This is a genomic window from Rheinheimera mesophila (genome assembly GCF_000986865.1).
GTDB lineage: Bacteria > Pseudomonadota > Gammaproteobacteria > Enterobacterales > Alteromonadaceae > Pararheinheimera > Pararheinheimera mesophila.
On the sequence record NZ_LAVS01000008.1, the window covers coordinates 55,471 to 78,093 of the forward strand.

19 protein-coding genes and 1 pseudogene are annotated in these 22,623 nt (G+C 48.7%); 8 read left to right on the forward strand and 12 right to left on the reverse strand.

The window, feature by feature from the left end; translation table 11 throughout:
- Positions 1-152: 152 nt before the first annotated feature.
- Positions 153-908 carry a type 1 glutamine amidotransferase domain-containing protein gene (locus SD53_RS05165; RefSeq protein ID WP_046519154.1) on the reverse strand — a complete coding sequence of 252 codons (756 nt, stop codon included), beginning with the start codon at positions 906-908 and terminating at the stop codon, positions 153-155.
- 107 nt (positions 909-1,015) lie between these two features.
- Here SD53_RS05165 and SD53_RS05170 point away from each other — a divergent pair, with 107 nt between their 5' ends.
- Together SD53_RS05170 and SD53_RS05175 are read left to right on the forward strand one after the other, a co-directional pair.
- On the forward strand, positions 1,016-1,951 hold the full coding sequence (locus SD53_RS05170) for a LysR family transcriptional regulator (RefSeq protein ID WP_046519155.1): 936 nt from the start codon (positions 1,016-1,018) through the stop codon (positions 1,949-1,951).
- A 163-nt stretch (positions 1,952-2,114) separates the two neighbouring features.
- Positions 2,115-2,636: a lipocalin family protein gene (locus SD53_RS05175; protein WP_046519156.1), complete on the forward strand. Its 522-nt coding sequence runs from the start codon at positions 2,115-2,117 to the stop codon at positions 2,634-2,636.
- Between the two features lie 187 nt (positions 2,637-2,823).
- On the opposite strand, the gene SD53_RS05180 is transcribed toward SD53_RS05175, so the two are convergent.
- The 3 genes from SD53_RS05180 to SD53_RS05190 all read right to left on the reverse strand — a co-directional run bounded on the left by SD53_RS05180 (position 2,824) and on the right by SD53_RS05190 (position 5,891).
- On the reverse strand, positions 2,824-4,287 hold the full coding sequence (locus SD53_RS05180; RefSeq protein ID WP_046519157.1) for a carbon starvation CstA family protein: 1,464 nt from the start codon (positions 4,285-4,287) through the stop codon (positions 2,824-2,826).
- Positions 4,288-4,782: 495 nt separating this feature from the next.
- Positions 4,783-5,466 (reverse strand): RDD family protein, encoded by a 684-nt coding sequence (locus SD53_RS05185; protein WP_046519158.1) that lies wholly within the window; start codon positions 5,464-5,466, stop codon positions 4,783-4,785.
- An 86-nt stretch (positions 5,467-5,552) separates the two neighbouring features.
- On the reverse strand, positions 5,553-5,891 hold the full coding sequence (locus tag SD53_RS05190) for a YggL 50S ribosome-binding family protein (RefSeq protein WP_046519159.1): 339 nt from the start codon (positions 5,889-5,891) through the stop codon (positions 5,553-5,555).
- Positions 5,892-6,212: 321 nt separating this feature from the next.
- On the opposite strand from SD53_RS05190, the gene SD53_RS05195 reads away from it, so the two are divergent.
- Together SD53_RS05195 and SD53_RS05200 are read left to right on the forward strand one after the other, a co-directional pair.
- Positions 6,213-7,832 (forward strand): methyl-accepting chemotaxis protein, encoded by a 1,620-nt coding sequence (locus SD53_RS05195; protein ID WP_046519160.1) that lies wholly within the window; start codon positions 6,213-6,215, stop codon positions 7,830-7,832.
- Between the two features lie 255 nt (positions 7,833-8,087).
- A complete protein-coding gene (locus tag SD53_RS05200) occupies positions 8,088-8,834 on the forward strand; it encodes a class I SAM-dependent DNA methyltransferase (RefSeq protein WP_046519161.1) in 747 nt (248 codons plus the stop codon).
- 7 nt (positions 8,835-8,841) lie between these two features.
- Here SD53_RS05200 and SD53_RS05205 read toward each other — a convergent pair.
- Together SD53_RS05205 and SD53_RS05210 are read right to left on the reverse strand one after the other, a co-directional pair.
- A pseudogene (locus SD53_RS05205) lies at positions 8,842-9,081 on the reverse strand (DUF1304 domain-containing protein).
- A 270-nt stretch (positions 9,082-9,351) separates the two neighbouring features.
- Entirely contained in the window at positions 9,352-11,550 is a 2,199-nt protein-coding gene (locus tag SD53_RS05210; RefSeq protein WP_046519162.1) for a TonB-dependent receptor, read from the reverse strand.
- Between the two features lie 248 nt (positions 11,551-11,798).
- On the opposite strand from SD53_RS05210, the gene SD53_RS05215 reads away from it, so the two are divergent.
- Positions 11,799-13,388 carry an amidohydrolase family protein gene (locus SD53_RS05215; RefSeq protein WP_046519163.1) on the forward strand — a complete coding sequence of 530 codons (1,590 nt, stop codon included), beginning with the start codon at positions 11,799-11,801 and terminating at the stop codon, positions 13,386-13,388.
- Positions 13,389-13,431: 43 nt separating this feature from the next.
- Here SD53_RS05215 and SD53_RS05220 read toward each other — a convergent pair whose 3' ends face one another.
- Together SD53_RS05220 and SD53_RS05225 are read right to left on the reverse strand one after the other, a co-directional pair.
- Complete coding sequence (locus tag SD53_RS05220; protein ID WP_046519164.1) at positions 13,432-13,737, reverse strand: putative signal transducing protein; 306 nt, start codon at positions 13,735-13,737, stop codon at positions 13,432-13,434.
- A gap of 186 nt (positions 13,738-13,923) precedes the next feature.
- The gene (locus tag SD53_RS05225; RefSeq protein WP_241481754.1) at positions 13,924-15,393 is read right to left on the reverse strand and encodes a mannan-binding protein; all 1,470 of its coding nucleotides are present in this window, start codon (positions 15,391-15,393) and stop codon (positions 13,924-13,926) included.
- 358 nt (positions 15,394-15,751) lie between these two features.
- On the opposite strand from SD53_RS05225, the gene ggt reads away from it, so the two are divergent.
- A complete protein-coding gene (ggt, locus tag SD53_RS05230; protein WP_046519165.1) occupies positions 15,752-17,443 on the forward strand; it encodes a gamma-glutamyltransferase in 1,692 nt (563 codons plus the stop codon).
- Between the two features lie 57 nt (positions 17,444-17,500).
- Here ggt and SD53_RS05235 read toward each other — a convergent pair whose 3' ends face one another.
- From SD53_RS05235 to SD53_RS05255, 4 genes are all read right to left on the reverse strand, one after another.
- Complete coding sequence (locus SD53_RS05235; RefSeq protein ID WP_046519166.1) at positions 17,501-18,334, reverse strand: hypothetical protein; 834 nt, start codon at positions 18,332-18,334, stop codon at positions 17,501-17,503.
- Between the two features lie 249 nt (positions 18,335-18,583).
- Complete coding sequence (locus SD53_RS18265) at positions 18,584-19,354, reverse strand: Atu4866 domain-containing protein (RefSeq protein ID WP_082101782.1); 771 nt, start codon at positions 19,352-19,354, stop codon at positions 18,584-18,586.
- 258 nt (positions 19,355-19,612) lie between these two features.
- Positions 19,613-19,888 carry a type II toxin-antitoxin system RelE/ParE family toxin gene (locus tag SD53_RS05250; RefSeq protein ID WP_046519167.1) on the reverse strand — a complete coding sequence of 92 codons (276 nt, stop codon included), beginning with the start codon at positions 19,886-19,888 and terminating at the stop codon, positions 19,613-19,615.
- Complete coding sequence (locus SD53_RS05255) at positions 19,888-20,157, reverse strand: CopG family ribbon-helix-helix protein (RefSeq protein ID WP_206539898.1); 270 nt, start codon at positions 20,155-20,157, stop codon at positions 19,888-19,890. Before SD53_RS05255 ends, SD53_RS05250 begins: the two co-directional genes overlap by 1 nt.
- Positions 20,158-20,540: 383 nt before the next feature.
- Between SD53_RS05255 and SD53_RS05260 the strand changes: the two genes are divergently transcribed.
- Positions 20,541-21,524: a DUF1852 domain-containing protein gene (locus tag SD53_RS05260; RefSeq protein ID WP_046519169.1), complete on the forward strand. Its 984-nt coding sequence runs from the start codon at positions 20,541-20,543 to the stop codon at positions 21,522-21,524.
- A 41-nt stretch (positions 21,525-21,565) separates the two neighbouring features.
- On the forward strand, positions 21,566-22,606 hold the full coding sequence (locus tag SD53_RS05265; protein ID WP_046519170.1) for a methionine synthase: 1,041 nt from the start codon (positions 21,566-21,568) through the stop codon (positions 22,604-22,606).
- Positions 22,607-22,623 lie beyond the last annotated feature (17 nt).

Here is a 22,623-nt window from a genome sequence, read left to right on the forward strand (position 1 = left end):
AGGAACAGTGATGCATGCAACAAGTTTAAGCCCGACCAGCATGCAGATCTAAGTTGACAAAACTGTGACAACAGCGCGAAGCTTTGATGAACACAGGCGATTCGCCAGGCTGTGCAAGCAGCCGCACTTTGCCAAAGTCCGGGGCTGCAGCGTTATTTCGCCTTTAACAAACTGACCATAGCCTGGCCTACAGCAGCGGCAGATTGTGGGTTCTGACCTGTCACCAGTCGTTGATCCACCACGACTTTGGCTTGCCAGTTGGCTGCGGCATTGAAATGAGCACCACGTTGTACCAATTGGTCCTGCAAAGAGAAGGGGACGACTTGAGTCAGTTTCACCTGCTCCTCCTCAGCGTTAGTAAAACCTGTGACTTGTTTACCCGCGATCAGGTAGCGTCCATCCGCCAGTTTGATATTCAATAAAGCGGCTGGACCGTGACAGACTGCGGCCACTATGCCGTTGTTTTGATAGATATCGGCCGCGAATTGCTGCAACACTTTGTCTTGCGGAAAATCCCACATAGTGCCATGACCACCGGCGAACAATACCGCTTTGTACTCTGAGGCAGTTAAATCAGCCAGTTTCAGCGTCTGCTGCAGCTTGGTATTGTGTTGGTTGTTGGCCATAAACCACTGATTGGTTGCATCTGCTTCTGCCAGGCTTCGCTCATCCACAGGAGCTTTGCCACCCGCAATGCTGGCAATATCCACCTCAATACCTGCATCTACCAGTTCTTTATAGGGGTGTGTGACCTCCCCCATCCAGTAACCGGTTTTTTCACCGGTCGTGCCCATTTGACTGTGACTGGTGACCACTATCAGTACTTTTTCCGCGGCCATAGTGAAGCTGCTGCCTAGTGCCAGAGCGGCTGCCAGTCCCAGTTGTATCATGCGTGTTGATAATCTCATAAGTTCACCTCTTTGCTATAACTTGGGTTGTCGATTGGATGGTACTTAGTGTGCAGCAGAGCTAAACTACAAAGAAGTGAATTGATTTAATAGTAGTTATTCGAATTATGAATATTAAGAATAAAGATCTGAATTTATTACTGCTGTTTAAAGTGCTGTATGAAGAGCTGAATGTCAGCTCAGCAGCGACCCGATTGAATCTGAGTCAGCCAGCGCTGAGTCATAAGCTAAATAAATTACGTCATGAATTTGCTGATCCATTGTTTGTCCGGGCCGCCAGAGGTTTAACACCAACCCCCAAAGCCATCAGTATTTCGACTGATATTCTGCACCTGGTGTCCTCGCTGGAGGGGTTTTATCAGCATCAGAGCGGGACTGACTTTTTAGCTCAGGCAGACCGACTGGTTATTTATAGTACGGATTACATTGAAAGTTTGTTGCTACCCAATTTACTCGCTGTGCTGACAGAGCAAGCACCGCAGGTGCAACTGGTGATGCGCCATACCCAGGGAACTTTGCCAAAACAACAGCTAGAACGTGGCGATTGTGATCTGGCGATCGCAGGCTTTTACCGGGATTTGCCGGAGAGTTTTTATCAGCAAAAACTGCAGACGGAAGACTTTGTGGTGGTGTTGCGTTCCCAACATCCGCTGGCACAACAACAGCTCAATCTGGACAACTATTGCAAGGCTCGTCATATAGTGACGACCTTGACCGGGGACCTGGATGGGCTGGTGGATCAGGAGTTGGCCAAATCAGGTTTAAAACGTCAGGTTTGTGCCGGACTTTCCGGATTTTTAGCACCGGCTCAGGTGCTAGCGGGCAACGACCTGCTGCTGACCTGTTTGAAATCAGTGGCAGATATAGCGCAAAAGGCTAACCCTGAATTACTGATCAAGGCTTGCCCTGTTCGATTGCCTGCAGTACAAATCAGCCAGGTCTGGCATTCCAGAACTCAGGACGATCCGCTAAGACGCTGGTTACGCCAGCAGATCCATCAGCTATTGACCGATAGTCTAACGCGCACACCAACAGCTTCTTGAACAACACCGTCGAATATGAAGTGCTCCCATCGGCTTATCGGCAGTAAAATATCTTGCAAGCCACTAATACCTGGGACGATGCTGTATAAAAAAGGACAAAAAGATGACTAGCCTTGTGATATGGATCCAGGCTTGATACGTACAAAAAATAAAAGGAGTCGTTATGCGTTATGTCCTCGCCCTGATCGCAGCATTACTGAGCAGTTCATGCACCCAAATCCCAGCCGGGGTGACACCTGTCAGCCCCTTTAATCTGAATAACTACCTCGGAGAGTGGCATGAAATAGCCAGGCTGGATCACAGCTTCGAACGTGGACTGACGGAAGTGACAGCCAATTACAGCTTACGTGACGATGGCGGAGTGAAAGTGATCAACAGAGGCTACAACGCAAAAGACGATCAGTGGCAAGAAGCGGAAGGCAAAGCCTATTTTGTCGCAGACAGCAACACAGGTCGCCTGAAGGTGTCTTTTTTTGGTCCTTTCTACGGTGCTTACAACATTGCCAAACTAGAGGCTGATTACAGCATGGCACTGGTCATTGGCCCCTCCCTGGAGTACGCCTGGTTGCTTTCACGTAGCCCAACGCCAGCAGCAGAGTTGTGCCAGCTTTACTTCAGCAGCGCCGAATCTATCGGCATTGAGCCCAGCGCCTGGATTCAAATCCGTAGCTGCACAACTAACTGATGCATCGCGATAACCTGTAATGAGAATAAGACAAACACACCAACGTCTATGGCCTTAGCTGCATTAACTTGAGTGCGGTAGCTTTGTTTCGAAGACAAAGTACAGCCTGAATACCTAAAAAAACAGAAGAGCAGTAATAACAAAAACAGCGGGCTCGCCCGCTGTTTTCTCATTCAAAGAAGCCAACTTAAGCTGCTGGCGCAGCACGTTTATGATCAGCCATGACCAGCCCAATCAAGCCGGCAACAGCCACCAGCACCCCAATAGGCTTACTGTAGTCCATAGGTAAGTTCAAACCTATACCAGCAGTGGCAATATAAGCCACCGTCATACTGGTGCCTATCACAGCAGGAACACTGACAATCCAGTGGAAGGTACCACGGTCAAACAAGTACTTAGTGGCCAGCCACAATACGCTGGTGGATAACAACATATTAGAAAACGCGAAATAGCGCCAAATCAGTGAAAAGTCCAATAAGGTCATCAGGTAAGCAATGGCCAGAATAGGCACAGACAACAACAGTCTGTTGCGCAGACTTTGTGGAATATTAAACGCATCCACTATGGTTAAACGCAGCGAGCGAAAGGCGGTATCGCCTGAAGTAATAGGGAATACAGCCACCGCCAGTATCGCCATTACACCACCAAACACGCCCAGATAGCTGGTGGCTATGTGATTGACCACTAAACCCGGACCACCTTGAGCCAGCATAGCTTTTAACTCCACATAACCGCCAGGAAAAGCGGCAATACCAGCCAAAGCCCAAACACAAGCCACTATGCCTTCACAGACCATAGCGCCGTAATACACAGGCCGGACGTATTTTTCATTGGTTAAACAACGGGCAATAATAGGTGCCTGAGTGGAGTGAAAACCACTGATAGCACCACAGGTAATAGTTAAAAACAGCAAAGGCCAGATGGGGGCACCATCCGGGTTGGGCGTTAAAAAATCATGCTCATGGTGGCCTTCAAAATAAGCAAAAACATCAGTGACCGCAGGTAAATGTGGTGCTTCCATCAACAAAGCAGCCGCTATTAAAGTCGTCATCACGATCATCAACAGGCCAAAAGCCGGGTACAACTTGGTGATGATTTTATCGATAGGCAGCAAAGTGGCAAGGAAGTAATACAGCAGGATCACCAGCACCCAAAAGGTATTACCGGCTAAAAAAGTGCCTTCAAAGTAAGACAAATTACTCAAGAGCCCGGCCGGGCTCATAATAAAAACCACACCAACAAAAAACAGCAACATGGCGGTAAACACCAGCATAAAGCCTTTAAATACAATGTTGTAATAATGGCCGGCTATTTCGGGTAAACTTTTACCATCTTCCTTGATGCTCATCACACCAGAGAAATAGTCGTGTACAGCACCACCAATAATGTTGCCAATCACAATCCAAACCAAAGCCACAGGACCATACACAGCACCGAGGATAGGTCCAAAAATAGGCCCCACCCCTGCAACGTTTAAAAACTGAATTAAAAAGGCTTTTACCGGGCTAATTGCCACATAGTCGACACCTTCGTTAAAACGTTCCTGAGGTGTGGCAGCTTTGGGATCAATGCCCGCCTGTTTTTCAACAAAAGGGCTATAGAATTTATAACCAAGAATAAGTATGGCAATACTGACAAAAAAGATAAGCATAGGGCTGGATTCCTTGTTTCTTACAGGCTTTTTCAGCGCCGTCGATGCGGCAGCATTTTATGAGTCATTTCACCATAACATGCGCACAGGCGATTGGACATTAGCAGATGGTCGATAGTCTGACCCAAGCCAGTCAACCAAGGGCAAGCCGGACACTATGTCCGCATCTGGCTCCAACCGCTTCAATTGGCATCGAGCAAACTGAAAATTACTTATGCAGTTGCGTCAGTTGAGAATAGGCTTCAGGCTTGGTTTCGAGCTCCTGCAGTTGCTACTGCCATACTGGTTTTGACAACCAATGTTACACTCCCCCAAGTTACATCCCTTGACGGAAATATTGGAAATCAGAGACAACAGTCTAAGGTCCGAATCATGACAGCTTCAGGTCAGCATAAAAATTGAACTGACTTGTCATAAAAAAATCCGGCCTTTAAGCCGGATCTGCAAAAAAGAATCGGACTAACAAACTGAATCCGATCCAACGAATTTGTGCGTTTATTCGGTTTGATTTACCCGGACCACCACGGTTTTACCAATAAAATCCTGCAGAGAACGACGTTTTTTATTCAGTAACATCGTAAGTAACTCGGCAACAAACCAACAGGTTGCGATAACAGTAAAACCCAGCACCATAGAGTTAATGTGATCTGGCACAAAACCATCCAGCACCATCACCACAGCAACAAATAAAACAATCAACGCCCAAAGAATATTTAAAACTAAGGTCACTGATTCACGTCGCAGCGCCTGCCAGATGCCGATGTCCGCCTCGTCTGCGTCATTGACCACTTTAATATCCATCATCATTTTCCCTAAAGTCTGACCATAACAGCCATGCATAATGATGGTATAAATGGCCACCTGCACTGCATTGCAGGCTTGCAGAAACTTATCTTGCATCGAATATTCAACGCCCAGTAGCAAGCACTCGATGTAAAGCACAAAAGCAAAAAAAATACCGTCACAAACCACAGCCCCTACTCTGGGCCAAAAGGTGGAGTATTTCAAAGACGCTGCAGATAACTGTTGTTCTAATCGCTGCTCAGCCAAATGGGTCGGATCATTGAGGAGCCGCAGGATTTCTTGATATCGGTCAGGATATTTTTCTTTATCGATGCGCTCGGCACAATCGCGCAAAGCAGCCAGAGAGTAAGTGGAATAAGCCGGGGTCTGCTCCATCAGTATCCATCTCCTTTAACTATTAACCGTCCGTACTCTGGTGCAGCGCAGCATTCGCGGCGCTGCATTTGAACCACTCACGTAGATCAGAAACTAACGCCGTAATTGGCATCCACCAGTTCACTGACTTGCAGTTTATCGACAGATGGCAGGGCTCTAAACCAGTCGCTGATCACCTGGATATCGTCCTGCGTGGCAGACCCATAACGGTGTGCAGACCAGATAAAAGCCTCAAACTGAGTTTTGTCACCACCACCGGCCATCACCAAATCACGACTTTCAATCAGAGCAATAAACTGGTCCAGCAATTTGCTGAAATCCTGTTCAGACTCCAGACCTAACTCACAGGACAACATAAAACCATATTCAGTAAATTCGCCCAGATAAAGTTTTTTCTGTAAACGACGACTTCTGGATTTAGACATGAGATCTCCTTGGCGCACCCACCGCTGATTCGGTCTGATGCGAAATAAACACAACATAGGATCTCGTTATCAGGGGCGGTTAAGCAAGCTTTTTTTTGTGGCCACCAGTTTAGCGCCGTAAAAGTCACAGTTTAGCGGCCAGCTTCTGGCTTTAATCAACCAGATATTTGATAAAAATCAAAAATTCATCATGCAGTACAACCAAAATTTGATAATATCAGTAAAACTTAAAGTAAGCTGACTGCGTGTTGAAACGCAACAGTTACTGCTGTAAGTCAGGGCACGTAGGTATCGCCATTTTTATTCATACAGAGGCATGTCATGTTAAGAGAAATCACCATACAAAAGCGTTTATTGTTCGCCTTCTCACTGCTCATTCTGCTGCTGATCGGTGTTGGTACTTTGTCTCTTTCATCAATGAAAACGATCCGAAGCCATGCAGCAGAAGTTGAAACGAATATGCTGCCAGCCATTCTGAGTCTGGGGGAAGTCAATCTTAATTTGATGCGGGTCAGAGTGTTTACCCTGCGACTACTGCTGGATAAAGACCAACAAAGCCGTCAGCATACCGCAGCACAAATTCAGCAGATGAAACAGGCGGTAGAAAAATATTCAGCGGATTACCAAAAAACTATCCGTAGTGACGAGGAGCTGAAGCTTTATCATCAATTTACAGCTTCTGTCGCGGCCTATTATGCGGCGCAACAACAGTTTTATACGCTGGCTTTACAAGGTGATCTTGCCCAAGCCGAAGCACTGTTATCTGAGATTAATCCGTTGAGCGATCGAATGACAAAAGATTTGGTTGCCATCATACATTTTAATGAAAAAGCCGCATTAGAGGTTCGAAACAGCTCTATTGCAAAGTATGAAAGTACCTTCTGGCTGATCCTGACGATCGTGGTGATCGCTGCTTGTATCGGCTTACTGGTTGCCAAAGTCATGGCGTCCAGCATCAATACACCACTGCAACAGGCAGTAAAAACTGCGGAAACTGTAGCTGCCGGCGATTTAACTCTACAGACACAGATCCAGGGGGATGATGAACTGACTCGTTTAGCCCGCGCTCTGCAGATCATGCAAACGAATCTGCGCGAAGCCATAGTCCAAATCGGTAGCTCATCGAGTCAATTAGCCTCAGCCGCTGAAGAATTAAATGTAGTGACTGAAGAATCATCCAAAGCGCTGCAACTGCAAAACGATGAAGTGCAACAGGCCGCTGCTGCAATTACACAAATGAGCGCTGCAGTCGATGAAGTCGCACAAACTGCATTACGGACCTCAGACGCATCGACTGAATCGGCTCGTCTGGCCTCCGATGGCAAACTCAGAGTGGCCGAAACTGCCGCAGTCATTAACGAGATGAACAGTGACATGACCGACAGCAGCGAGGTGATCAATACCTTAGCGACTCAGGTTGCCTCTATAGGACAGGTACTGGATGTGATTCGAGCTGTCGCTGAGCAAACCAACTTACTGGCACTGAATGCGGCCATTGAAGCAGCCCGGGCAGGCGAAGCTGGCCGGGGCTTTGCGGTAGTTGCTGATGAAGTGCGTAGCCTGGCGCATCGTACCCAGGTGTCCACAGGTGAAATTGAGGCTATGGTGCGTGAAGTGCAGAACTCAGCAACTGCTGCAGTGTCTTCCATCACCAATACCGGCAAAAAAGCCAGTGAGGCACAAACTGTTGTGAAAGCTGCTGCTGAAGTACTGGATAGGATCGCCAGCCGGATCCTGTCGATCAGTGACAGTAACCATATTATTGCAAGCGCTGCAGAACAGCAGTCCAAAGTAGCTCGCGAAATTGACAGAAACATCATTACGATCAGTGATCTGGCGGCTCAAACTGCAGCGGGCGCCCATCAAACCAGTGCAAGTTCTTCCGAGCTGACCAGACTAGCCTTTGATTTAAACACTTTAGTCGCACGTTTTCGAGTCTGATATCCCCTGTCGGGTCGCTTTGGCGCAACGCCAAAGCGACCCTTTTTCAGCTTCGCAAAAACCACAAACTGAGCTATGATGCGCGGCCGAAAATCTGACCAGATAAGCCCGCTGTCACACGGAATGTAGTGGTAGTGCAGCAAGGCGACAACACAATGACAGAGCGGCTCCTGGGCCTGTGCGGTGATTAAGGTTCAGCACTGTTGCACGACATCAGGCAGTCAATCCGGCTACAGCTTCCAGTAAGAAGGGTCTATGCATTCATCCAACGCGCTTTACACAGACTTGTCTGGTTATTATGACCTGATGTGCGCTGATATTGACTATCAGACGCAAAGCCAAAGCGCGCGCCGCTTGCATCAGTTTTTTGGAGGAAATGGCCGGACTCATCTGGATTTGGCCTGCGGTACAGGCCCGCATATCCGGCATTTTCTCGATGCAGGCTACCAAAGCAGCGGGCTGGATCTGAACCAACCTATGCTGGATAAAGCCCGACAGCGTTGTCCTGAGGCGCACTTTACGCTGCAAAATATGTGTGATTTTACGCTGGAGCAACAGGTCGACTTCATTACTTGCTTTTTGTACTCCATTCACTACAGCGCCAGCATCAAAAATCTTAAAGCCTGTATTCATAGTGTGTTTAACGCGCTAAAACCGGGCGGCGTGTTTTGTTTTAATGCTGTGGATAAAGACAAAATCGACAATAACTCTTATGTTCGACACAGCGCTGTAGTTGACGATAGCCATTTTGTGTTTGAATCCGGCTGGAATTACAGCGGCACAGGCGAAACACAAACGCTGAACCTGAGCATCGAAAAAACGACCACAGATTTGAAACAACTCTGGCAAGACCAACACCCTATGGTCGCGGTCAGTTTTGCAGAGCTGGAACTACTATTATGCCCTTATTTTGAAGTGCATATTCTTGAGCATAACTATGAAAAAATTGCAGCATGGGACCAAGATGCCGGCAATGCAGTTTTTGTCTGTATTAAGCGCTAACAGGCTTTTACATCAAGGTTAAATACAACAAAGCCAAGGCCGCTGGCAGCGCCTGCACATACAGAATTTTTTTGCCGACAGTTAAAGCGCCATAACTACCGGCTACCACCACACACAACAGGAAAAATACCTGATGGTCAGTACCTGCAGCGCCCTGATATCAGCCCCAGAATAAGCCTGCTGCGAGAAACCCATTGTATAAACCCTGATTGGCGCATAACTCACCTTGCGTCCGTCCTGAACCCAACGTAATTCCAGGTAAGGTAGCTCAGGATGACGCCAGAATAATGGCTTAGTGGAAGGTGTCACGGCCAGCTCCTGTCTTAAGACTGCACACTTTGCTGCTGATAGTACTCAGTCAGGACCAGCAAAGGCCAGACTTTTATCTGCCTGATCAAAGCAAAAGCCCGCGACACCATTGATGGTCGCGGCACAACCGGGGTTTTGGCTGAGTAAAGCAGAATAAAAAAAGCCCATCACAACACAGCGATGGGCTAGTTTTTAAACCAGTTTACACTCAGAACTGGGCAGTGTAACGCACACCGAATTCACTGGCGTCATTGCTCAGAATTCTCAGCACATAATCGCCGGTATTTAACCGGGCATTGTCATAACGCTCGTCAAAAATGTTGTGACCGTACAAAGCCAGGGTCCAGTCGGCACCGGCCGGACTGTAGGCAATATCCATATTCACCAGCTCACGGCTGCCAATCAGGGTCAAACGACCTGGATCAGAGCTCGGCTCGCCATACATCTCATCGCGGAATGAATAGTCGATACGGGTGGTAATAGTGGCACCACTGGCCAGCGCAAACTCATACGACGGCCCAATAGCAGCGGTCAGCTCCGGAGTTAAAGGGGCAACAGGTTTTACACCGTCTTTTTCATCCACATCCACGTCAATCCAACCCAGCGCACTATGCAGTTTAAAGGCATCAGAGAAATACACCGTACTTTCCCACTCCACACCACGTGAGGTTTGACTGACCACCAGATTGGTGGTGCTAAAGCCACCTTCTGCCGTGGTACTGACCTGATAAGGCAAGTCATCAAATACAGTGTTAAACACAGCCACACTCATACTAAAAGTATCAGTGACCTGCCCTTTGACACCCACTTCGTAGTTCACGGCGGTGATATTGTCTGTGGCCACTAAACATTCAGGGTTGCCGAATAAGCAATAAGGACGGGCCGGGAACTGACCGGACTGGTAGCCACTTTGCATACTGCCGTACAGGTTCATGCCATTTTCAAGGCGATAGCTGGCCGATAAGTCATAACTCATCTGGCTCCATTCATCACTGGCCGCAAAAGGACCACTGCCTACATTCGCCAACACGTCCTTTTTGTCTTTGTTAAAACGCAAACCGCCAGCCAGCCGTAAATCGTCCGTTAACTGATAACCCAGATTGGCGAACACAGCTCGACTGGTGGAGGTTTGATCCAGCTCCAGCGTATTCGCGCCGCCATTAAAACGGGAATCTTCGCCCTGACGGTTGCTGCCTTTTTCCTCAAACCAGTACAAGCCTGAAACAAAGTCCATCTCACCATAAAAGCCGGATAACTGCCATTCTGCTGATGTTTGGTCGGCATCACCCCGCTCAGGATAATGATCCAGCTCGAAGATAGTACCGTCGTCATCCAGGCCAGCTTTGTAGTCAGAAGTTCTGTTGCTCAGCACAGCTTTGGTCGACAGCTCGTCATTCAGACTCCAGTCGGCGGTTAAAGACACCCCACTGGCTTCATTGCTGACCGTGGTGACTTCACGGGTACCGGTGGCATTGTCATAAATATTTGGCGCCAGATCCGAATTGCGCAAAGGACCCGTTGGGGTTGGCGCGCCAAAACGCATGCCGGTGTAATAAGCTCCAGTGGGCACTTCATCAATCAATACGGTGTAGGGCCGTAAACCACCTTCGCCGTCATTACCGTCTGCCGTCAGCACCAGACTAAAATCGTCGTTTGGCGTAAATTTGACGGAAAAACGGCCATAAGCTTCCTGAGTTTCGCCTACATCGTATTCAGCGTCAGGCACATTAATAAATTTACCCAGGCCATCACGCTGGTTGTAGCCAGCATTCAGGTTAAAGGCCAGCGTATCGGTGAGCTCACGGTTGACAAAAACATCAGCTTTAGCACGGCCACGGCTGCCGCCTTGAAGCGCGACTTTAGTCACAGCCACTTCATCCGGCTGCTTGGTAATGATATTGATAGCACCACCAATAGAGTTACGGCCATACAATGTACCTTGAGGACCACGTAGTACCTCAATACGTTCAATGTTGCTCAGGTTCCAGTTCTGACCTACCTGACGCCCCAGATAAACACCGTCCACGTACACACTGACACCGGGATCCGTCGTGATCAGGTGATCCTGTAAACCAATACCCCGGATAAAAGGGTTAGCTGACGACGTATGTCCGGCAGAAAAACCTGTCACGTTCAGGTTAGGCACAAATTTACCCACGTCCGTCAGGTCGCTGATGCCCTGCTCTGCCAGTGCTTCACCACTAAAAGCACTGATGGCTAAAGGCACTTCATAAATCACTTGAGTACGTTTGGTGGCTGTGACCTGAATGGTTTCGATCTGCTCATCGTCTTTGCTCTGCGCCTTTTCTTCAGCCCAGGCCCCTGAGGACAAGGCCGCGGCAATGGCAACGCTAACTACACTGGCTCTGGTGGCAAAAACGCGGGTTGGTAATTTGGTTTTGTTCAAAAGGGCTCTCCATTGTTTTATATTCGAATATGAAGGTCGGCCGCGAAGGCATTTCAGTATATGCGAAAGCACTTATATTGACCATCAACAATCCAAAGAAAATCAGCCACTAAGCCTGCTGTTCCTGACAACCTACAAACGGATTATCGTCCCAATCCCCCTGTTAAACGTATTCAGTTGCGGGCTTGGTCATAGCTTGCCATAGTGAAACAAAGCATACCCAACACAATAATAATGAAGGACAACCTATGCCTATTCGCCTGTTATTCCATGCTGCATTGCTCGTTGCGGTGTTGTCCGTGTCGGCTGACGCACTGTCAGATACAACAGAACGCACCCCATCTGCCCCAGAGCGTGACAGAGGAGAAGGCCCTTATAAACGTCTGATTTTACGGGGTGGCACCTACATCAGCGGCGAAGGTGCACCTCCTGTTGGCCCGGTCGATATAGTGATAGAGCAGGACCGCATCACTGAAATTACCGCTGTTGGCAATCCGGGCGTGCCCATCTTGCCCGAAGGCAGGCCTGTAGCCCAATCCGGTGATCGGGAAATGGATGTCAGTGGCATGTATATTCTGCCGGGTTTTATTGATATGCATGGCCATATTGGCGGTTCAGCCAAGGGCACTCCGGCCGAATACGTGTTTAAACTCTGGCTGGCGCACGGCATTACCACAGTGCGCGAGCCCGGCAGTTTTAATGGCGTCGACTGGACGATGCGCCATGTCAAAGCCTCAGAGAAAAACCTTATAGTAGCGCCCCGTATTGTGCCTTATATCGGCTTTGGCCAGGGCCTGAGCAAACCTGTGTTCAGCCCGGAACAAGCCAGAGACTGGGTGCGCACTATTAAAAAATCTGGTGCAGCCGGTATTAAATTTTTTGGCTCAACCCCCGCCATTATCTCGGCCGCTTTGGATGAAGCGAAAAAACAGCAGCTCGGCACTATGATGCACCACGCCCAGCTCAATGTGATGGGCACCAATGCATTGGACAGCGCCCGCATGGGGTTAACCTCGATGGAGCATTGGTACGGTTTACCCGAAGCGCTATTTAGCGGTCAGGTGATCCAGAATTATCCTGCCAACTACAACTATCAGAACGAACAGGACAGATTCGCCAATGCAGGCTTGTTATGGAAACAGGCCGCAGCGCCGGGGTCAGAGAAATGGAATGCAGTGCGGGATGAGCTGATCAAACTGGACTTTACCATCAACCCAACCCTGACCATTTACGAAGCCACCCGCGATGCCAGCGCCCAGCGTAATGCACAATGGCATCAGGACTATACCCTGCCGACTTTAACCAACTTCTTTAAGCCAAACCGGTATGCGCATGGCTCCTTCTGGTTTGACTGGACCACGGATCAGGAAATTGCCTGGCGCGAAAACTACCGCATTTGGTTCCAGTTTTTAAATGACTATAAAAACCACGGCGGCCGCGTCACTGCGGGCTCTGATGCGGGTTACATCTATAAAATTTATGGTTTTGCTTATATTCAGGAGCTGGAGCTGCTGCGTGAAGCAGGCTTTAACCCGCTGGAAGTGATACAGGTCGCCACCTTAAATGGCGCCGAAGCTTTGGCTATGGAACAAGACATTGGTAGCTTAGTGCCGGGTAAAAAAGCCGATATGGTGATAGTAGCCGAAAACCCGCTGGCAAATTTTAAAGTGCTGTACGGCACAGGCCATTATCGTTTAAATGCCAATAACGAGCCGGAGCACAGCAAAGGCGTGCGTTATACCATCAAAGACGGAATCGTCTACGACGCACAGCAACTGCTAAACGATGTGCGGGATATGGTGCAACAGGCAAAACAAGTCGAACAGACTAAAATCTGACCATGGTTCTGCTCCGGGAGCAGCGTAGAGAGCTGCTCCTGCATCAGCCCTGCTCAGTACCGCAATTCCAGCACAACTCAAACGAAGCGGCGTTTTCCTCTGCGCATTTGCTGCAGAGCCAGTCGTCGGCTTCGCTGTCGAGTTGCAGGTTATTTAAAATCATGCTGGCTAAAGCGTAATCGTTTTCGTCCACCAGCCATAATTCCAGCCAGCTATCAAAAGCCGACACCTCGCCTATAAGACTGGCGGCATGTTCGTTTTTGATAAACACCTCAAAACCACGACGCTGCAAAATGTTTCTGATGTTGCTGACAATCAGCCTGTTTTCGTGGGTATAAATCATTTTCATGCTGGTTTTACCCCTGCACTCCAGCCTTACTCTGTCTGATCAACTGTGGACCTGAGGCCGAAAACAATCAAGAGGCAGCACCGTATTTCCTGAGGGTGAGCAAAAGAAGGCACCAAGTAAAAGCCACTGTGTGCTGCACAGTGGCCTGGTATTGACCTTATCAGAGATCAGGGATAACTGCGCCTATTACATAGCGGTACAACCACAAACCGAACCTGCGCTGGTATTAACGTTTGTCCAATTGCCATTCCATTTCAGATTACTGGCGGCGTTTTGACAGACCCCATTGGTACCGCCACAAATACCTGCAGCGGCACTGTTATCGCTGATAGTTTTTGGTGAAGTCACATCCACATTTTCACCCTGACCAATTTTTACATCTAAAAAGATATGGCTCAGGTTTTGTGAGGTGATGTTGTTACTATTCTTCTGAGCTGTGCCCACGTAGTTGTGGCAACCAAAACAGTTACTGGCAAAACCTTTCTGCAAATCAACATTTTGGTAGGTAGTTTCAGCCACTGTATTGGCCAGACGTAATGAGCCCCGTTCATTCGGTACACCTTGCCCACCTGAACTTTTCGAAATATCACTGACCCACAAAGCGCCAACATTAAAGTAATTACCCAACACTGACATACCGGCAGGTGCGCCCGGTGCAGAGACCAAAGTGCCTACGCCTCTGTTTTGTGCCTTAATATCCGCCACATTTTCTTCAGCTTTCAAATCGCCTGCGGCAGTACCATAAGGATAAACCCGACAAATATTAGTCGGCGCGCCTGTAGGTGCGGTTTGGTTTTTCAGAGGGTTATTAAAGTTGCAGTCATTGCCGCTGATTGCGGTACCGGGTAAGCCGGCCGTACAACTGGCGCTGGCAAAAGTCCAGGGCGAAGCAGGCTGAGCTGTGGCTGGTGTGCAATCCGGTGAGTTCACTCTGTGCTCATAAGTCGCCCAGACAAATTCCGGATGATCGGTGGTTGCAATAGCCAGATGCATACCAACTAAACCTAAGGTGACAGCCTGACCGCCTATGGTCTGAGGTTGAGTCACAAAAGTACCGGCCGCCACTTCAGCGGCAGACAGCAGTTTCCAGGCGGCTTTTATTTCAGTGGTACCGGCTGGGAAGTTAACCAGATTCTGTTTCTGCAGCTCCACCGCACTGCCCGACAAACTGCACATGCCTTTGTCAAAGCGCACATCGTAATAGACCACATTGCCGTCCTGCGCATAAATAGTAGCGCTATCTCCTGCTTGTTCGGTGGAAATTGAAGTACTGTCGCCTTTGTCCAAACTGGTTCTTAAGGTTGCGCCTGTGACCTGCGCGTCACAAGAATTAACTGGATTTCCCTTCGCATCAAACTCCAGCACAGGGTAAACCGTCTGATCCATAAAATTACGTTGCCCTTTGCTGTTTTGTGACATCAGGTATAAAAACGCCTGATTAGAAAACTGGTAAAAATCACAAAAGGTCGAGCTGCCATCTGAACCACTTTTTTTCACTTCAACAGGCATAGATGGGTTGCTGATCCAGCTTGGATCAACAGGACAGGCAGCAGCCGGATCGGAGACGGCGTAATTTTGCTCTGCCAGGACAGGGCTGGTCATCGCCAACGCCAAACTGACAAGGCTCAGGCCCGATAAGCTGTATATAGATTTCATCTGCGTTCTTCCTTCCTTTGGGTATGTTTTCGTTTGCACAACGGGCATTGCCGGATTTACCATTTTTTACCCGTTTCGAAAACTCTAGTTACTAAATCAGAAAAAGAAAGGAACTTCTGAAAAGAAATAAAAATTTCTGCCTGATAAAGCCAGGCAGAGCGAGCGGCAGTATCCAGCCAGGGTCAACATGCAGCACAACAAAACTCAGTCAGTAAAACTGCCCCCTCAGATACAACATGACTAAGACCAGAGTTAAAGCAGCAAAGGTTCGGTTGGACAGCCATTTTGCCAGAGCGATAGTGCTTGTAATTCAACAGGCAAAACGCTAGAACAGAACAATCCCACTCAGGAGATTGTTATGTTTTATCCTCTGGTCTCAACCGCAGTTTTGTTTTGCCTGTCGATTTACTGTGGCCCATTGCAGGCCGCAGACACCAATACGCCAAAACGACATTTAACACAGGGCGCTGTTGCTTCGCCTGATCAATACGGCGCTTTGGTAGCAGAACAAATTTTGCGCAAAGGTGGCAATGCAGTAGACGCCGCGATAGCCACAGCTTTTACTTTGGCTGTCACTTACCCCGAAGCGGGCAATATAGGCGGTGGTGGTTTTATGTTGGTGTGGTTTGATAGCAAAGCTTACTTTCTTGATTACCGCGAAACGGCACCAGCAGCGGCGCACAGGGATATGTTTTTAGATGCCGACAGACAAGTGATCAAAAATTTGAGCCTGATTGGTCATCAAGCCAGCGGGGTGCCGGGCACTGTCATGGGGTTGTGGCTGGCCCATAAAAAGTTTGGTTCCCTGCCCTGGCAGGAGTTATTGGCTCCTGCTATTCATTACGCCGAAACGGGTTTTATCGTCGCGCAAAATCAGTACCAGTATCGGGCCGATTTACTGCAGCAACTGGACGGAAAAACCAACTTCGCCCGCTATTTTGGCGCCATGAAAGCAGGCGAAAACTTTAAACAACCCGAGCTGGCCGCCACCTTAAAACGCATTGCGGCAAAAGGGCCGGACGATTTTTACAAAGGCAAAACGGCAGAGCTTTTAGTCGCAGAAATGCAGCGCGGCAATGGTCTCGTCACTATGCAGGATTTAGCTGCCTACCGCGCAGGCTGGCGCGAGGCTTTAGTCACACCATGGCAGGATAAACAACTGATCAGCGCCCCTCCACCCAGCTCCGGTGGTATAGCGCTGGCACAATTATTAGGTTTGAAGCAGCGCCGCAGCAGCGACTTTAACGGCGTAGCGCACAACAGCAGTCAGTATGTGCACTTAATCGCAGAGCTGGAAAAACGGGTTTATGCTGACCGGGCAGAGTATTTAGGCGATCCGGCTTTTGTTAACGTGCCGGTACAATCATTACTCGACAGCAAGTACCTCGACCAGCGCGCCAAAGAAATTAACCCGCTCGCTATTTCGGCCACCAAAGCCATTCAACCTGGCCTGGAGGGATATCACACCACCCACTTCTCTATTTTGGATAAACAGGGCAATGCGGTTTCCAACACCTATACCCTGAACCTGGATTTTGGCAGTGGTGTGGTGGTGCAAGGTGCAGGTTTTTTGCTAAACAACGAAATGGATGATTTCTCAGCCAAACCCGGTGTGCCCAATGTATTTGGCGTGGTGGGCAACGAAGCAAACTCGATAGCACCCGGTAAACGCATGTTGTCCTCTATGACCCCCAGCCTGTTGGTCAAAGACAATCAGGTTGAACTGGTGGTTGGTACGCCAGGCGGCTCTACCATCATCACTTCTATTTTTCAGGTGATCACTAACCTGTTCGACTTTAAGATGCCGTTGCAACAGGCCGTGGCGGCGGCGCGTTTTCACCATCAGTTATTGCCCAAAGATCAGATCAGCATGGAGCCTTACAGCCCGCTATCGGCAGAAGTGCAACAGCAACTGATCAACAAAGGTTATAACCTGCATACCCAAGGCTGGAATTTAGGCGATGTGCAGGCAATACAAGTTACAGCGACAACAGTCGAAGCTGCTGCGGATCCGCGCTCCCGTGGCGTGGCAAAAGTGATTGCCTATTAAGTCAGACGTACAGAGCCGAAAACTTCAGGGCTGGAGCTAAACTCCAGCCCAAGGCTATCAGGACGAGCTCTGCTCGGCCGCGGAGTTTTTCACAGCAGTGGTCACCAGGCTATTCTGACTGGCCTTACTGACCAGATAACCGCCATGACTGATAGCGATAATGGCCAGTAAGCCATCACTCAGCTCTGGCAATGAGCCCACCGCAGTGCCCTGACTTAATTGTCCGTGCAACAACACAGCGTAAATTAATAAAGCCACCAGCGTAAAAAAACACATCTGCAAGCGGGGCAAATCCAGATGCAGACAATTGCTGTTTTGCTCACCGGTAATTAAATCAGACCAGCGCGCCTGCACGGGGCTGTTGTTCCTGTACAAAGGACCACTAAGCTGCTGCTCAGAAACCTGATAGCCCTGCCTCGCCAGGCCATTGCTGATTTGTTCTGCTTTCTGTTGATCCGGCTCTGCCGCGCCACTATTGCTCAGCAGCAGCGGAGAAGCCACCAGAGTTGCAGTGCTAAACCCCATCAACAGCCACAGTTGCTGTGGTAAATCAGGCACACAACCCGTTGCATCCCGCAAGCAACTGCCATCCCCCGCTTCTACCGCCCTAAACACCAACGCCAGCACCGCAGTTAACACCAGAATACTCCAGGCCAGCATCTGCAGACGGGACAACGACATCACATTGCGCTCATCAACAAGCACTCCCTTAAAAGTGCCGCAGAGCACTTTGCCAATCAGCGCCAGCGCCAACACAACAAGCCCAAGCAGCCAGTACCAGTTGCTTAGCGCATCCGCTGGATTTTTATAAATAAAATACAAAGCCGCCGCACAACCAATAACTGCTGTTGCACTGTACAGATCCTGCCGTATGAGTTGACGGGTTGCCATAACATCTCCTGCAAAGTTTTTATTTAGCCTCCGGCCATTGCAGCCAGAAGGCCGCTGCGCTCGTCAGAAAACTTAGCAGCGGTTGTTACTTTAACAAGAAAATAGGAACAATAAATACCGAAAAATTAAACAAGAAGCCGCAGTAACCAGGCTCAACACAACACGATCAATGCAAGCCATCAGGCGAATAGCAGCCTGATTCACCTGATTTTACCTTACTACAACTTCGGCCAGCTCAGAGCAACAGCACTACTGCTGACGATAAAAAATCATGCCGCCATGGTGCAACGTATTGGCATCGACAAAGACGCCGTCAGCGGTAAAACCTGTGTCGTCCCAATAATCAATCTGGTTGCCTTTGACTTCGTAGCGCCCCTGATAAGCACTTTCTCTGCTCCCCCGGGCTTCGTCGTAGCGGCCATTGGCCAATAGCTGCTGACGGATCCGGCCATCGGCTGTCACCCACATGCCCAGATAAGGGTGTTGTGCACTCATTGGTTGATCTCCTTGTTGATCAAAAGATGTTGGAAGAGAAATACGGTTTATCACCGCGTCGTATTGAGTTAAATCAAGAAAAGCTATCACTTCAGTGGCTCGTAAATCCTTTATCCGGAAAATCCAGACAAAGCTGTTGTTGTAGGGCTTACCGTCCTTCGCCACGGCGGAGCCGTCCCAATACACCACCACATCATCGCCGTCCGCCCAAATGTCGTTCACCTTAGGTTTGACGAAAGAAGAGAGCCGGGCCGCAAAAGGTGCAACAGCCTGTTCAATAAACACAGCACGGCCCTTATAAGTGCCAGCCGCCGGATCGCTGCCTTTAATAGTCCACACCACATCTTCCGCCAGCACCTCCTGAAAAAATGTGCTGCCACCTGCAGCCCACTTCGCAAAGGCCTGACTAATAAAAGCTTTGTTTTTCTCTGCAACGGCCTGATCCGAACTGGCCTCTGCCAAAAAACTGATCATCATGGCTACAACCAATAGCAGGCTGCTGAACAAGGGGTTTGGTACTGTCATACTGAGTTCTCCTGTGGCTAACGAGTGCTGCAGACCAGCTGTGTTCTGGTCTTTTTTATTCAGCATTACTCTGGCTCAGGCAGAACCAAGGGCGATAGAAAGATCCTCCAGACTTATTGCATTATTGTCCGGTTGAAGAGTTGCAGTAACGAAAAAACAGTTTTTCAGTCGTAGGAGGAAATGTGGTGATGAATGGATATTAGAGCAAAGATTACGGATAAATTGGGTTGCAATGCCCCTTCATACACTATGGTTTATTCAGCGATCTTCTCTTGTATGCCAAAGCCGCAATATATAAATAGTCTGCTGCTGAAGTTCGTAACGCATCTCAAAATGCCCAACTAATATCCGTCGCACTTCTCGCGGTAAAAACTCGAATAGCTGCTCACCTATACGCGGATTGTTCAGCAATAATGTTGGAGCTTTAGTCAAACTCAGCACCGTTTTTGCAGCAGCCTGCTTATTTTCCGGAGCCAGAAATTGGTAAAGTCGGGCTAAATCCGACAATGCTTTACTGGTCCACTTCAGTTCCATTAACCTGGCACCGCTAAAGGCTTATCTGTTCCTAAGCTTTCGGCCCATGCTTGTACAGCCTGATGATCGATGACCTGTCCCTCGTCTACATCAGCTAAAGCTTCACGAGTTAATCGTTCACGCTCTTCTTCCTGTTCCAGCCACGCAGATAAAGCTTGTTTCATAATCCAACCGCGAGAACGCTCTAAACGTTCAGCCATTTGGTCAACTTTTTCAGCCAACGGCAAAGGGATATGAGCGGTTAAAACTTTAGTTCCGACTTGTGCCACAACAATGCTCCTGATGTAAAGTGATTCAAAATTAATCATACTGATTAAACCCTATTCCAGCAAGTTGTAACCTAAGGGCTTTCATTCGCAGCGCAAAAACTTAAAGACAGTTAAATCTTCTGAAACCTTGTCAGGCACAACACTGGAGTTGCCCGCTTCCAACACTAGTGCAAAGCCCGAATACAACCTCTGCCATACAGCAACTCCCATAACAAGCAATCACATCCTTCCAACCCCAACATGAAGATCCTTCATACAGCAGATGAAATAAAAGCATTTTTCTTCATCCAGCCACAGGCGTATAACAGACACACCAGCTTTAGACATCCAGACTTCTTAATGGATAATTAAACCGCACAGCAGCGAATCAGAGAGCAGATAAGATGAACCAGTTCACATTCAGCATTCACAGCATTGGTTTTGATGAACATTATCAGCCAGCCAACAACACCCGTATCACCACCAACTTTGCTAATTTAGCCCGCGGTGAACGCCGTCAGCAGAATCTGCGTAACACTCTGGCGATGATCAACCAGCGTTTTAATAGCCTGGTCAGTTGGGACAACCCAGACTCGAACCGTTATTCGGTGCAGCTGGATATTATTTCTGTCGACATCCAGATCGAAAACACCAGCGCCGGGCACAACAAGCAATTTCCGGCCATTGAAGTATTAAAAACCAGCATTATCGACCACAAAACCAATCAAGCTATTGAAGGTATTGTGGGCAATAACTTTTCCTCTTATGTGCGGGATTATGATTTCAGTGTGGTGCTGCTCGAACATAACAAAAACCAGCCGGGCTTTAGCATTCCGGAGCAGTTTGGCGATCTGCATGGCAAACTCTTCCAATCTTTTGTCAATTCAGAGGCTTACCAGCAACACTTTCACAAAAAACCTGTGATCTGCCTGAGTGTGTCCGACAACAAAACCTATCAGCGCACCAACAATCAGCATCCGGTGTTAGGGGTGGAATATCTGCCGAATGAAACTTCATTAACAGAGCAGTACTTCAAAAAAATGGGCTTAGACGTGCGCTACTTTATGCCTGCTGGCAGTGCCGCACCTTTGGCGTTTTACTTTTTTGGCGATTTGCTGAACGATTACAGCAATCTGGAGCTGGCCAGCACCATCAGCACCATGGAAACCTTTCAACGCATTTACCGGCCTGAAATTTACAACGCACACACTCAAGCCGGAGAGCGTTATCAGCCGAACTTAAAAAACCGCGATCACGCCTTAACAGACATAGTGTACGACAGAGAAGAGCGCAGCCGCTTAGCAGTAGAGCAAGGCAAGTTTGCGCAGGAGCATTTTATTAAGCCGCACAGCTCTGTTTTAGAACAATGGGCAGCGCAACAGCAGTAATCCCGGCACAGCATTTAATTTAACCAAAGAGCGACGTATTGATGAAAAAATTACTCCCGACATCCACGGCAGGCAGCTTACCTAAACCGTCATGGCTGGCTCAACCTGAAACCTTATGGTCGCCGTGGAAATTGCAGGGCGAAGAATTAACAGACGGCAAGCAGGACGCTTTGCGTTTGTCGCTGCACGAACAACAGCAGGCGGGCATAGATATCGTCAGTGACGGCGAACAATCGCGCCAACACTTTGTCACCACTTTTATCGAGCATCTGGACGGTGTTGATTTTCAAAAACGCAAAACAGTGCGTATCCGCAACAGATACGATGCCAGCGTGCCGACAGTAGTTGGCCCGGTCAGCCGGCAAAAACCGGTGTTTGTGGAAGATGCGAAGTTTTTACGCCAGCAAACCAGCCAACCTATCAAATGGGCACTGCCAGGCCCTATGACCATGATAGACACATTGCACGACGCCCATTACAAAAGCCGCGAAAAGCTGGCCTTTGAGTTTGCCAAAATTCTGAATCAGGAAGCCAAAGAACTGGTTGAAGCCGGAGTCGATATTATCCAGTTTGATGAACCTGCCTTTAATGTGTTTTTTGACGAGGTGAACGACTGGGGTATTGCCGCTTTAGAACAAGCCGCCGACGGCCTGAAACAGCTTAAGTGCGAAACCGCTGTGCATATTTGTTACGGCTATGGCATTAAAGCCAACACCGACTGGAAACAAACTTTGGGCAACGAGTGGCGTCAGTACGAAGCGGTATTTCCTAAGCTGCAGCAATCCAGCATCGATATTATCTCGCTGGAATGCCACAACTCGCGGGTGCCAATGGAATTGCTGGAACTGATCCGCGGCAAAAAAGTAATGGTCGGCGCTATAGATGTCGCCAGCCACAACATCGAAACGCCAGAACAAGTAGCAGCTACCTTGCGCCAGGCCCTGCAGTTTGTCGACGCCCACCACCTCTACCCATGCACCAACTGTGGCATGGCCCCCTTACCGCGCCATGTGGCACGATGCAAACTCAATGCCTTGGCCGCAGGTGCCGAGATAGTGCGTAGGGAATTGGCGGTGAGGTAATAAGCTATCAACTACTG